We start from the raw sequence: 13,606 nt of genomic DNA, 5'->3' as shown, positions 1-13,606 counted from the left end.
CTAACCCCCTTCGCCCTATTTGCTATGATCTTATAGGACATTATTAACCGTAAGGGCGAAGGATTTACCTGATCCAATAAAGACCCCGTATATTAACCCATCAAGTACCGCAAAATCATCATTGCCACCATACCGACAAGTACCGTTCCGAGCAGACTCCGGGTCCAGATTGCCACGGCAATGGTAGGTAATGCTGCCCATAGGGCTGCATTTTGCGTAATCGGCACCAACTGATTGTCTGCCATAAACAATTCCTGACCGATCAGTGCCGCCATCACCGCTACGGGTACATATTCAAGCCAGCGTAACAGCCACATCGGAATCTGTATAATGCTGAACAGCATGAGTGGCAATACACGCGGAATGAACGTTAACAAAGCAGATCCCATAATAATCCAAAATACATCCCATCTTACTTCCATCGTTCCATCACTACTCCCATCGTTGCCGCAATGACCGCAGCCACAATGACACTCATGCTGCCAAGCGAAGCCATGCTGGCGAAGATTACACAGACAACAGCAATGATCGCCACATTGATGTGTAATTTTTTATTTTTGCGCTGCATCAGCTGAAGTACGACCAGACCGATAAACATCGCAGGCAAGGCAAAATCCAGCCCAAGCCGCTCTGGATTGGTTATCCAGCGACCAAAATAAGCCCCAGCCATATTCGCCACAAACCAGTTCAGATATGCTGTAATGTTCAGACCGTGCATCCAGCGCTCACTCAGCGTTTTCCGGCCAATCGCACGCGTCATTGCCACGCCAAAGGACTCGTCGGTGAGCAGCGAGCCGATCCACATATTTTTAAGCGGCGTCAGATGACGGAAGTACGGCGATACGGCTGCACTCAGCAGCAAATGACGCAGATTCACGAAAAATATGGTGAAAATAATGGCCATCGCTGAACCATTTGATGCCAGCATGCCTGCGGCAATAAACTGGGCCGATCCCGCATACAGAATCAGACTGAGCAGAGCCGTTTCCGCCAGGCTAAGACCTGCTGTCATTTCAATGACACCCGCTGCAAAGCCAATACTCAAATAGCCAAGCAGGGTTGGAATACAATCCTTGACCCCTTGCATAAATGTAGCATCATCCTGCACCTCTTCGGTATTTGCGGGCCCGGATGTCAGTGGTATTGATTTGTCCAAATCCGGTGCATCCCCTTTCCATTTCAATCCACATCCTGCGGATTACTTTTAATTTAGAAATATACCACAGGATGAGACGTTCCGGGAGAGACAGATCCCCTTTTACAGAACAGATCCGCTACGAATCTTCATAATTCGATGATTAACGAAGTACACCAACAAGAAAAAGACTGCAGGGTTATACCCCACAGTCTTCTTCGAGAATGCCTATTAAACTATAACTTGAATCGTTCAATCACGCTTTGCAGATCCTCAGCCATACGGGACAATGCCGCAGAGGACGCCGCAACCTCTTCCATTGTAGCCAGCTGCTCCTGTGCAGCAGCTGAGCCATCTTCCGTTCCTGAGGCAATCTGATTGGATAATTCAATCGTCTCATTGACTTCCTTGGTCACATAACTCATCCCTCCATCAATCTGACGGGAAGCTGTCGACACTACTCCAGCTTGGGCAGCGACCAACTGTACGGCATTTCGGATATTTTTGAAGGCCTCTCCCGCTTCCGTAATCATTTGGGAACCCTTGATCATGCCTTCTCCCGTACGGGCAAAGGTAGATTGAACCGCATTCGTTTTCTCATGCATCTCACGCATCAGTTCATTAATGCGCTCAGCCGCACTGCCTGAATTGTTGGCCAGCAACTTCACTTCATTGGCAACCACGGCGAAGCCCCGACCCTGTTCACCTGCTCTGGACGCTTCAATGGATGCGTTCAAGGCAAGAATATTGGTCTGCTTCGCAATAGCAGTAATTTCGGCTACAATCTCAATGATCTCTTCATTTTTCGCTCGAAGATCCTGAATGACCACAGCCATGGCCTCACTCTCATTATTCACCTTCTGAATATGAGCAACCGCCTCTTCCACCGTAACCATACCCGCTTCGGACTTGGTAGATGCTTCAACAGCGATGCGAGCGGCCTCTTCGGCACTCGATGAGATTTCTTTGACCCCAATAGACATTTCTCCCACGAGTTGCCCCGTTGCGGCGAGACTGGCGTTTTGTTTGTTCGTTCCTGACGCTGCATCCTGCATCAGTTCAGCAACCTGTTCGGTTGCCCTGGATGTCTGTTCAGAACTCGCCATCAGCTCCTCCGAGGATGCCGCCAGCTGGCTCGATGTATCATGTACTTCGCCCAAAACATTGCGCAGCGAGGAGGTCATAGTATCGAAGCTTGCCCCGAGTTGTCCGAACTCATCGCGACGCTGCAAGCCCACCCGAACTGTCAGATCCCCTGCGCTCACTTTCGATGCTGCCTGTGTTAGCTGCAACAATGGACGGTGTATGCTGCGAATAATGAACACAAGCAGAATAATGCCAATGATCAGTGACGTTCCAACAAGAGTGTACGCACGGATCAGGATCGGTCTTACAGCATCAGCTGCTTCGGAAGGAACGATCTCACCAACAATTTTCCAACCCGTCGCGGGATTCGTAAAGAACACAGCTTCCAGCTCTTGTCCATCATACGTGTACTTTACAGTTCCTTGGTCTTTCGTATACATCTCATTAATGTAGCTCTCATTGGACTGCACACCGGATTCGATATTGTAATGGAATAGAAACTTTCCGCCGTTGTCCAGCATATACAGTTTTCCTTTTTCACCAATATGTATCTTATCAACAGATTCTTTTAAGTGGTTGAGACTTACATTGGCTCCGAATACTCCTTTGCCATCGGACAGTTTGGCAGCTGCGGTGACAACCCATTCTCCCGTGGTTACCGACTGGAACGTATCTGAGATAATTGGCTCATCCTGTGACATCCCCATTGTATACCAGCTGCGTTCCCGTGGATCATAGATCTGCTGTCCGGGGTCAGGGGATTTCATCCAACTGCCATCTTCGGCACCTGCGGTTAGTACACCCAGTTCTTTGTGGTTCTTGGACATCCGGTCCATCTGCCTTTGAAGAGCAGGGGATTTATTAATAATATCTGCTGAAGTAATACCGGCGGCGAACTGCGCTGCGTTATCCTTCTCCATATCCAACATCTGACTAATCTGCAGACTGAGCATTTCCGTTTTGGCCTGTGCAGAAAGAATGATTTCTTCCCTGACCTGGTCTGCTGCTTTTAAATAAGACAACCATCCCACGCTTATGCTCGGTACAATCAGAAACAGAAGCAGTGCAGCGATCAGACGTTTCTTAACCGTTAATGTAAACCAATTGCGAATCCTTTTCTTCATTTAAATATCCCCCATCATCATCTTCACCCCTTTTTTATCGGACAAACGTAGTAAAAATATTATGTATGAATACTAAATCAATCGAAATTACATTATTTTTGTTAGGATGCGGCCGTATTTTACTCCTTCCTCGTTTTGACCCTCTCTACGAGATCGTTTACAATGCTCATAAGCTGGTTATCTATGAAACGATTGGAAGGAGAGGATTCGAATCTTACGCAAGTCACATGTGCAACAACCTGTATCCAGATTATATTTATCCATATTCCGTATTCTGTTCGCCCTCATTCTTTGTGCAGGACCTGTTCTAGGACAAACCAGTTTCACAGCAGCCGCAGCACAAGAGACGCAAACAGTTCACATTGAAGTGAATGGTCAAGAGCAATCGTGGAAAAACGCCCCACTTGTATTAAAAGGTACAACGTATGTTCCACTGCGAGATGTTGTTACCTCTGTAAATGGCACCTTGAAGTGGGAAGCTCGTACTAAAACGGCTACCATTACCGTTGGTCAAGACAAGCTGGTTCACCAGGCGGGCAGTGACTTCATCCAAGTTAACCATGTTCATCTGTCCTCCGGTGTCGAATCTCGCACGATTAACGGCACTCTGATGTTACCTGTCCGCGCACTTGCCAATGCACTCAAGGCAGATATTAAAGTACAACGTGCAGCCTCTGGTCAGATGAGTGTTAATATTGAGACGGACAAAGTAAGCCTATTAAACAGTCAAGTCGCCAGTGTAAACACCTATTTGCGCGAAATCGATTTTCCAGGCATGGCTCTGATTGCCCGCAATGGAGAAGTCCTTCTTCGCCAAGGCTATGGACTGGCGGATGAACAGACGCTCAATCGTCCAGATCAGAAGACCAGAATCGCCTCTCTGAGCAAATCTTTCACTGCAGCCTCCATTCTCAGCTTAGTGGAAAAAGGAAAGCTAAATGTGCAAGATCCGATCTCCAAGTATATCACCGGTATACCCAAGGGAGATCAGATCACACTCCATATGCTGTTATCCCAGACTTCGGGTCTTCCATCCGCCTTCGGACGGGGTGAAGGCACTTCATTGGAAGAAACGGTAGAAGAAATTCGGCACAAAACATTAAAATTCGAACCCGGTAGTGCCTATTTGTACAGTAATAGTGGTTATGTTCTGCTGGCCTATGTTATTGAACAGGTGTCCGGGATGAGTTATGCCGACTATGTGCAGCAGACCATTTTGAAGCCGCTCGGCATGAAGAACTCTGGCGAAGCTTCCCGTAAGGTCCATACGAATAGCGGATTCGTTGCGAAGAATAAACAGTGGGTGCCTGCGCCTTATTATGTTTCACAATCAGGTTCAGGAACAATTTACTCCACCGTGGACGATCTGCTGAAGTGGGATCGGGCAATGTACACAGACAAAATTCTGAGTCAGGATACGATTGAGCAGATGTATAAGCCCTATTCGGATAAAAATTATGGCTACGCCTGGATTCTCAAGGAAAACGATCAGAATCGTACCGTCTTCCACAACGGCAGCGGTGGTGGTTTTGCCACAGCCTTCTCACGTAATTTAACAGATGATATTACGATTATTCTTCTCGGTAATCATGCGGGTATGGATATGACTTCGCTTATGGATGAGGTCGAGGCTAAGACAGCTCAGGCACTGAATCTGCAATAATATCCTTTTAATCATTAGATAATAGCAGAAGGGATGGTCCATTATTGGATCGACCCTTCTGCTATCTATGTCTTCAAATCCAGAATCATACTTTCGCTTCGCTCGTCATTCAACGTCTGTCTATTTTATGGATACGGGAAGCTTCCCCGCAAAAGGAATACGCCCCATCAGCGCCCGAGCGACACTTTCCATGGCAAGCGGACGGCTCTCGTAAGCCGCTACATAGACCTGCGCATCCGGGATCGCCAGCAGATCATAGGGACTGCGGAGCGCCACAACAGCGAGCGGCTTGCCCAATTGCTGCAGCCAGCCGATCAGCCTGCATTGCGGATCACCAGAGGCACTGCCTGCATTATACGTTCCCACTATAATCTGGCGAATGTCATCCTCTTCCGCAGCTTGAAGCAGACGGGCAGAACGAATGGCAACTTCCTCTGGCGTGACGGTTACATCGACCACATCCAGACCGCAATGCGACAAAGCGGAGCCTAGGGTAACCACCTGAGTCAGCTGTTCGTCGGCAATCGTCGTTACAGCTGTAGCGACCGTAATGACCAGTGTACGTTCCGGCTTCAAAGGCAGCATATTCAATTGGTCACGCACCAGCGTGATGCTGTTCTCACTGATTCGTCGGGCCACCTCTTGGTGTAACGAATGGTTTCGTTCTTGGTGCTTAATTGAAGCTGGATCAGTTAAAGCCTCAGCGGAGAGCGAAGTCGCTACCTCATCATGCACTTCATCATTACCTGCGCCCATTCCATTATCCAGCAGACCTCGTTTCGCTTTGTACTTCAGCAACCGAGTTACAGATTCGTCGATGCGAGCCTCACTGATTCGCCCGCTCTGGACAGCTGCCAGCAGTGCTTCAAACGCCCCTGCCTGAAGATGAGCTGTGTGGCTGATCAACACCAGATCCGCGCCGGCCTCCACCGCCATCACAGCTGCATCAACAGTGCCATAGTTGGCGGCAATCGCGTCCATCTCCATGCAGTCTGTCACAATCATACCTTCATAACCCAGTTCCTGACGAAGCAACCCACTTAAGACCGCTCTCGATAGCGTTACAGGCAGACGCTCCGGTTCCAGAGCCGGAAAATAAATATGTGCCGACATCATTGCATCGACACCTGCCGCTATGGCAGCCCGGAACGGAATCAGTTCCACACGCTCTACCCGTTCCCGAGTATGGGTGATGACCGGAAGATCCAGATGTGAATCCGTGTCGGTATCCCCGTGGCCCGGGAAATGTTTGGCTGTCGCGGAAATGCCAGCATCCTGTACTCCTGCAATGCTCCTGGCTCCATACTCTGCGACGGACTGCGGTGATTCCCCAAATGAACGCACACCAATTACCGGATTGGCGGCGTTATTGTTTACATCCAGGACCGGAGCAAAGTTCATGTTAATGCCCATGGATCTCAGCTCCACCCCACTGATATAGGCTGCCTGGTATGCATCCTCGATGGAACCTGCTGCGGCAATCGCCATCTGTCCTGGCATCAGGGCAATCCCTTCAGTAATCCGGGCTACCATGCCGCCCTCCTGATCAATGGATATCCAGAGCGGCACATTACCGCTATCGACAGCAATCCGCTGCAGGCCCGACGATAGCCGCTCCACCTGCTCCGGTGACTCCACGTTACGCGCAAAATAAATCACACCGCCGATGGGATACTTTCGGAGAAAGTCATCTACATCACCAGCAGCTTCAGTGCCATGAAAGCCGCAAAGCAGCATTTGACCGATTTTCTCGCGCAGGGTCATCTGTTCCAGCTTCAATGGGTATAGCTCGTTTTGCCCACTCATTCCATGCCCCCTCCCAATGACAAGCATCCATGATTCATTACAAGATATCCTTCCCATGGACCTTACTTTTATGGATATAGCAAAAACGGCTTCCGCCGCTCCTTCCATTCCTCTGCTTGAACTCTCCACGATTTAATTAAGCCAATTACTCTCTCCCGGTCATGAATGATTTCCCTAACTTCCCTACCTCCGGTCAGCAAATCAATAAAATAGCGGGACCCCGGCTGCGGCGGCTCAAGCCAGCAGAATTGCTCTGGATAAAGCGAAGCCAGTTCATGCAAAAGAATCAGCCCTGCATCTACCGCCCGGAATACGCTGCTGTCCGTTACGAATATCCTTACACCTCCGCACAACTCCCCTGCATGTTTGGAAAAGGTCGGCGACATGTACACAGGGTGCACATGCACTCCCTCCAAGTGGTGATCAAGAAAACGTTCCGCCAGCCGTTCACCATCTACCCATGGGGCTCCAATCCACTCGAATGGACGGGTCGTGCCTCTGCCCTCCGATACATTGGAACCTTCAAACAGACACGTACCCGCATACACCCGCACACTGTCCAGTGTAGGCATATTGGGAGATGGCAGCATCCAGGGCAAATCGCAGTCCGTAAACTCCATGGAGCGCTGCCATCCTTCCATCGCGATGACATCCAGATCACAGGGTATCTCCATCTCGCTGTTCACCAGCAAGGCCAGCTCACCTACCGTCAACCCGGTACGGACGGGAACACGCCAAGCTCCAACGAGCGATTCATATCCCGCGCTCAGCACGCCGCCTTCCACCGCATCCCCGCCCAACGGATTGGGACGATCCAGCACGAGCAAGCGTTTGCCCGCTTCAGCACAGGCCTCCATCATCTGAAACAAGGATGATGCATAGGTGTAATACCGGACACCCACATCCTGAATGTCATACAATACGGTATCCACCCCACCCAGCATTGCAGGCGTGGGCTTCTTGTGTTCACCATAGAGGCTGAACACAGGAATGCCCAGACGCGGGTGCACCGTATCCCCGAATCGGACACCAGCTTGAAGCTCACCCTCCAGCCCGTGCTCACAGGCATATAGCGCTGTCAGCTCGGCACCGGACAATGCGGCGCACACATCCACTGTCGAGATAAAATCCGCGGTAATTCCGGTCGGATTCGTCATCAGGCCAATACGTGTATCCGTTAACCACGGGTGCGATAATCCCCTGGACAATAGATCCGTACCTGTACTAACACGGGATTCCCGCTTCAATCTTTCCCGTTTGATGCCATCCCTTATCCTTTGTTTATTGCAGCTGCTTTGGTCATCGAACTGGTCCATCGTTTCCTGCGTATTGATTCTGTTCATTACACATTCCCCTGGCTGATCCACCCTGTATGTTGGTGGTCATTGCCGCCAGAAGTGGCTGGTTCCTCTTCGGGTTCCAATACATTAAGGGCGACCTTATGCTGATAGATGGCAAACATGCCCGCAAACAACGCTCCGAAGCCAACAACCGTCAGCATCAGCAGAGCCGTCAGACACAGCGCCTGAAAACAGGCTGCCATCGTGTACCCCGGATGACGGAAGAATAACTTCACACTTTCCCCCATCGCCTGAATGATGCCCATGTTCTTTTGCAAAACGAGCTGCCACGTATAGAACTGCGACATCAGCGCCATGAGAACGAAGAACGTTTGGAACATGCTCACCGCTGTACCTGTAATCCCGCCCTGTCCGCCGTAATACCACCAGGTTGACCACAGAATGAAGCCAAGCACCGCGAAAAGCACACCTACTGCCCCTCCCGGGATGAATCCCTTCTGCGTTCCGTTCCAAATATCCTTGAGCCCGTTGCGGCGTTCCTTACGTTCCAGCCTGTGATGCACGGCATAACTGACGCCGAATAGGATTGGCATATAAATGACGGCCAAAAGCAGCACCGCGATCGGTAGCGGAGCAAACATCAGAATGGGCACCATTATGATGGAGCTGACAACACTGTACAGGGCCACCGGAATAATATCCCGATAGATTTCCGCCCCAGACTTGACCAACACTTCACTCAGCTTACGCATTTTTATTCTCCCTTCTATATAAATTGGACTAAACATTTACACGATAACGGAGAAGGCAGAACCATTCCAAAGAAGCGAAACATTTCAGCCGATATAGCTTATTCCCGTCCAATCGCCAGTTCCGTCTCCGGGTCAAAAAAGTGCGCCTTACGCAGGTCCAATACAAAATTTTTGTCCATTCCTACATAAGCATGCGTTTCCGGGTGAACCTTGGCTGTAACGGTACGGGCACCGGAATGGAAATACACCAGATTCTCGGAGCCCAGATGCTCCACGACTTGAACCCGCGCCTGCAGCATATGGTCTGTCGGAATATTCGGAGCAACATCGTCACCAAAAATATGCTCTGGACGCAGACCCATAATCACTGACTTGCCCTGATAGCTCTGAAGACGAGCGAGTACATCTGCTGGCAAGGTGAATGATGCTCCCTCAATAACAACCTGCGTGCCTTCAATCCGTGCATCAATGAAATTCATTGCGGGGGAACCAATAAATCCGGCAACAAACATATTCCGCGGACTCGCATACAGTTCTTTCGGTGAAGCCACCTGCTGAATATCTCCATGATTCATGACCACGATGCGCTCCCCCAGTGTCATGGCCTCCACCTGATCATGCGTAACGTATACAATTGTGGCACCGAGCCGTTTATGCAGCTCGCCCAATTCTACCCGCATCTGCACCCGCAGCTTGGCATCCAGATTGGAGAGCGGTTCGTCGAACAGGAATACCTGCGGATCACGGACGATCGCCCGACCCACCGCCACACGCTGACGCTGACCACCGGACAGCTCGCGCGGTTTGCGCTCCAGCATCGCTTCCAGCCCCAGAATGGAGGCAGCGTTCTGTACCTGTTCATCAATAAAGGACTTTGACTTCTTTAGATTTTTCAGGCCAAAAGACAGATTTTCACGGATCGTCATATGTGGATACAGCGCATAATCCTGAAATACCATCGCAATATCCCGATCCTTCGGATGCAGATCGTTCACAACCCGTTCCCCGATGACAATGTCTCCACTCGTCTGCTTTTCCAGTCCCGCAATCATCCGCAATGACGTTGTCTTGCCACAGCCCGAAGGACCCACAAAAACCACGAATTCCTTATCTTCTATAACAAAGTCCGAGCCGGCCACAGCCGTGAACGTTCCTTTATGATCGTCTTTGAATTCTTTGCGCACTTGGCGAAACTCCACGCGTGCCATAGGTAGATCCCCCTTTACGTTGTCGCTTGTCCTGAACTAACCGTCCACCTTAACCTTTAACCGCACCGATCGTAATGCCCTGTAGGAAATAACGTTGCAGTGAGAAAAACAGAATAATCATCGGCAGCGCACCAATTGTCGCCCCTGCCATCATGGCGCCGAAGTCCGTTGATTCGGCAAATACGAACGAGGCCAGCCCCACCTGAACGGTGCGCATCTCGTTGGAATTGGTAATGAGGAACGGCCAGAAAAATTCGTTCCATGAAGCGACAAATGTGAAAATCGCCAATACCGCGATCCCCGGCTTTGCCATCGGCAGAATCACTTTCCAGAAGATGCCGAATTCGCTGCAAGCATCAATACGTGCCGCATGAATCAGCGATGTAGGGAGCGTTGACATGAACTGTTTCATCAAGAAGATATTGCCCACGCTGACGGCAGCAGGCAGAATAATGGCCGTATACGTATCCCCCAGGTCAAACACGTTGACCATCAGAATGTACAAAGGAATCAGCGTGACCTGTGCTGGAATCATCATGGTACCCAGCAGGGTCCAGAATACCGCCTGACTGCCTGGAAACTTCAATTTGGCGAACGCATATCCCGCCAGGGAGGCGAAGAACACATTCGTCACGGTCAGAATGACCGCGATCAACAGCGAGTTATATAGCCAGCGCCAGGCATCGGTTTTGGCAAAAAAGCGCTCATATGGTGATAACGACAACTGCTCCGGAATCATCTGCGGTCTAAATGAAGCCGACATCGCGCTATCCTGCACCGAACCGACGAGCATCCAATACATCGGAATGACCGTCACCAGCGCCCAGGCCACCAGCAGAATGGATGCAACGACAAGCAGTGTCTTTTTCTGTGTTGATTTCATGGATTTCATTCACCCCCGGATGCTTAATGCAACATGCTCTAATAGTACGTGTTCAAAAAGACCGGTATTCAGTACCGAGAAGATGGGATGAAGCTAGAAATGGAGTAGCGGAGCGTAGGGAAAACTACGTGAGCAACCACAATGTTTCCGAAGGAAACATACTTCGTAAGCCCCCCACTTATTTCGGCTAAATTCCATATTCGATGCTGATGATGCCACTAGGCATCCTTCGTAATCAAAAGCGGACTTTTTGAACTACCTCTAATACTCAATATCGCTGGAGAAATATTTGAACTGAATGACGGAGATGACAATGATGATGACTGCCAATACAAACGATTGTGCCGAAGCCAATCCGAATTCATAGAATTTGAATGCCGTCTCGTATATCAGATAAGCAATCGTTGTTGTCGCAAAGTTCGGTCCACCTTGTGTCATCAGATATACCGAGATGAACACCTGGAAGGACGTAATCACACCTGTCACAAGTAGATACAGCGTCGTTGGTTTGAGCAGCGGCCATGTAATCTTGCTGAACTGGGTCCAGCCGCTGGCATGATCAATATCCGCCGCTTCGTACAGCGATTTCGGAATACCGCCCATGGCTGCCAGATACAGAATGATACCCGCGCCGTGCGATCCGAGCCAGTTCATCAGAATGAGTGAAAAGAGTGCAGTACCTGACTGACCCAGCCAGATTACCGGATCAAGGCCAAACAGGCCGAGAAAGCGGTTTAGCAGTCCCGAATCCGTCGGGTCAAAGATCGCCAGCCATACGATGGAGATGGTTACCCCGGATGCTACCGCAGGCAGGTACAATGTTGCTTTGAAAAAAGTCTGCCACTTGCTTTTCATCTGGAAGATGAAGTAGGACAGCACAAATGTAATAAGAATGTTGACCGGTACCGTACCCACAGTAAAGATAAGTGTGTTCTTAATCGACTTCCAGAACGTCTCATCCTTCACCAGTCGCTCGTAGTTATCCAATCCAACCCACGTCGAATTCATGATGTTGTATTTCTGGAAGCTCATCACGAGAGCCGTCAGAACAGGATACAGTGTGAAAATGAGAAACAGCAGGACAGGCGCCAAAATGAACAAATACGCCCACCCGTAGTCTCGCCAAAACCGGGCAACCCGGGAAGTCCGGGGTACAGACGGTTTTGGCGCAAGGGCGGTCTGCATGGCGAATCCTCCTCTCCTAATCAGTGTGGTTTTACGTTATGTTATATGGTCAGAGTTATTGTCCAAACATCTGCTGGCCTTTGTTCTTGAAGTCTTCTGCGATCTGCTCCGGTGTTTTCTCACCTGAGAACAGCGCCTGAATGTTAGGCTTCACCACTTGTTCCTTGAATTGTTTTTGCTGTGATGCTTTGTCGATATCCAGTTCCAGTACAACCGGCATGGCGATGTCCTCCGCCATCACTTTCGCGGCATCCAGATTATCCGGTTGACCCAGTTCTTTTCCTTTAAACAGATCCGCCTGGGATTGTCTTACGAATGGGAGCGCCAGTTCATTGGCCGAGTTCCCTGCTTTGGCACCACTAAGCGCCTCCATCACGAGGAAGGTATTTTGGGCATGCTGTTCGCCTTTGTCCTTCTTCTGCTTGAAGGCTACGTACCCTTCGCCACCCATCGTTGTTGCCGCAGGTTGATCGTCGTTATGCGGTACAGGCAGCAGGACAAAATCAATTTTCTCCCCTTGTACCTTTCCGTCATCAATATCCTTGTTGCGGTTCTGAATCATGACATCATAATAAGGAATCGCTTTGGAGATGATTGCCGTTTCACCCGCGTAGAACATATCCGTCCGTTTTGCTGGAGCAAGAGCTGCCGTTTCCTTCGGCATATAACCTTGATCCATCAGGTTTTTGATAAAAGAGAGAGTGTCCAGAATGCGGCCATCATTCCATTGGAACGTGCCGTCTTTGTCAAGAACGTCAATCATGCCGTTGTTCCGGGACAGCATTTCAATGAAATCAAGCGAAGTTCCGTCGGTAACCAGTGCATACTGTTTAGCCCCGCCATCCATCGTTTTCGTCAGCTTGGCTGCAGCAGCATTGAATTCGGACCAAGTCCAGCCATTTTGCTGAATGGATTTCCAGTCAATACCCGCTTCCTCCAGGATGCGTTTGTTACCACCCCATGCCCATTGGAATTGATACAACGGCAGACCGTACTGCTTCCCTTGGATCTGGCCCAATTCAAGCGTACCCGGCAGATAGTCATCCTTGATCTCAGGTGTCAGGTAGCTATCCAGCTCAAGTGCCAACCCCGTATTCACATATGTGCCATCTACACTATGAAAGTAAAGATCCGGCGGGTTGCCCGCGTTCAGAGCGACATCGAATTTTTTGGGCCCTTCCGCCCAGGAGAGCATTTCCGTCTTCACGGTAATGTTCGGGTGTTCTTTATTGAAATCAACGATCAGATCCTTCAGTTCATCTTCATACGTCCCATGCACCGGATAAGTCCATACCGTCACCGTATCTTCCGCATTGGGATCATCTGAAGCAGCACCACCGCTATTCCCGCAGGCAGTAACCCAGACCATCATCAACAACATTGCCCATACCAGACCCTTCTTTTTCATCCCTTCATCTCCTTCGCGTGTCGTCTCCCGATTATTGCATTGCCTAACCATGCTA

11 protein-coding genes are annotated in these 13,606 nt (G+C 49.9%); 1 reads left to right on the top strand and 10 read right to left on the bottom strand.

The window, feature by feature from the left end:
• Window positions 1-92: 92 nt before the first annotated feature.
• From P5G61_RS14820 to P5G61_RS14810, 3 genes are all read right to left on the bottom strand, one after another.
• Complete coding sequence (locus tag P5G61_RS14820; protein ID WP_301247258.1) at window positions 93-422, bottom strand: AzlD domain-containing protein; 330 nt, start codon at window positions 420-422, stop codon at window positions 93-95.
• Window positions 413-1,087 carry an AzlC family ABC transporter permease gene (locus P5G61_RS14815; protein ID WP_301247535.1) on the bottom strand — a complete coding sequence of 225 codons (675 nt, stop codon included), beginning with the start codon at window positions 1,085-1,087 and terminating at the stop codon, window positions 413-415. The genes P5G61_RS14820 and P5G61_RS14815 overlap by 10 nt, the downstream gene beginning before the upstream one ends.
• Before the next feature lie 284 nt (window positions 1,088-1,371).
• Window positions 1,372-3,345, bottom strand: a complete 1,974-nt coding sequence (locus P5G61_RS14810; protein WP_301247257.1) for a methyl-accepting chemotaxis protein — start codon at window positions 3,343-3,345, stop codon at window positions 1,372-1,374.
• A 229-nt stretch (window positions 3,346-3,574) separates the two neighbouring features.
• Here P5G61_RS14810 and P5G61_RS14805 point away from each other — a divergent pair, with 229 nt between their 5' ends.
• The gene (locus tag P5G61_RS14805) at window positions 3,575-5,008 is read left to right on the top strand and encodes a serine hydrolase domain-containing protein (RefSeq protein WP_301247256.1); all 1,434 of its coding nucleotides are present in this window, start codon (window positions 3,575-3,577) and stop codon (window positions 5,006-5,008) included.
• 120 nt (window positions 5,009-5,128) lie between these two features.
• Here the strand turns inward: P5G61_RS14805 and nagZ are convergent, their stop codons facing one another.
• From nagZ to P5G61_RS14770, 7 genes are all read right to left on the bottom strand, one after another.
• On the bottom strand, window positions 5,129-6,814 hold the full coding sequence (nagZ, locus tag P5G61_RS14800; protein ID WP_301247255.1) for a beta-N-acetylhexosaminidase: 1,686 nt from the start codon (window positions 6,812-6,814) through the stop codon (window positions 5,129-5,131).
• A gap of 68 nt (window positions 6,815-6,882) precedes the next feature.
• Complete coding sequence (locus tag P5G61_RS14795; protein WP_301247254.1) at window positions 6,883-8,157, bottom strand: exo-beta-N-acetylmuramidase NamZ family protein; 1,275 nt, start codon at window positions 8,155-8,157, stop codon at window positions 6,883-6,885.
• Window positions 8,157-8,867 carry a hypothetical protein gene (locus P5G61_RS14790; RefSeq protein ID WP_301247253.1) on the bottom strand — a complete coding sequence of 237 codons (711 nt, stop codon included), beginning with the start codon at window positions 8,865-8,867 and terminating at the stop codon, window positions 8,157-8,159. The genes P5G61_RS14795 and P5G61_RS14790 overlap by 1 nt, the downstream gene beginning before the upstream one ends.
• Window positions 8,868-8,965: 98 nt before the next feature.
• Window positions 8,966-10,075: an ABC transporter ATP-binding protein gene (locus P5G61_RS14785; protein WP_301247252.1), complete on the bottom strand. Its 1,110-nt coding sequence runs from the start codon at window positions 10,073-10,075 to the stop codon at window positions 8,966-8,968.
• Between the two features lie 49 nt (window positions 10,076-10,124).
• Complete coding sequence (locus P5G61_RS14780; protein ID WP_053780049.1) at window positions 10,125-10,958, bottom strand: carbohydrate ABC transporter permease; 834 nt, start codon at window positions 10,956-10,958, stop codon at window positions 10,125-10,127.
• A gap of 261 nt (window positions 10,959-11,219) precedes the next feature.
• Window positions 11,220-12,143 carry a carbohydrate ABC transporter permease gene (locus P5G61_RS14775; protein ID WP_301247251.1) on the bottom strand — a complete coding sequence of 308 codons (924 nt, stop codon included), beginning with the start codon at window positions 12,141-12,143 and terminating at the stop codon, window positions 11,220-11,222.
• A gap of 55 nt (window positions 12,144-12,198) precedes the next feature.
• Window positions 12,199-13,602 carry an ABC transporter substrate-binding protein gene (locus P5G61_RS14770; protein ID WP_301247250.1) on the bottom strand — a complete coding sequence of 468 codons (1,404 nt, stop codon included), beginning with the start codon at window positions 13,600-13,602 and terminating at the stop codon, window positions 12,199-12,201.
• Window positions 13,603-13,606: the final 4 nt, after the last annotated feature.

Origin of the sequence: Paenibacillus vandeheii (assembly GCF_030433635.1) — a bacterium.
Taxonomy (GTDB): Bacteria; Bacillota; Bacilli; order Paenibacillales; family Paenibacillaceae; genus Paenibacillus; species Paenibacillus vandeheii.
This window is presented reverse-complemented; position numbering and strand designations above follow the sequence as displayed.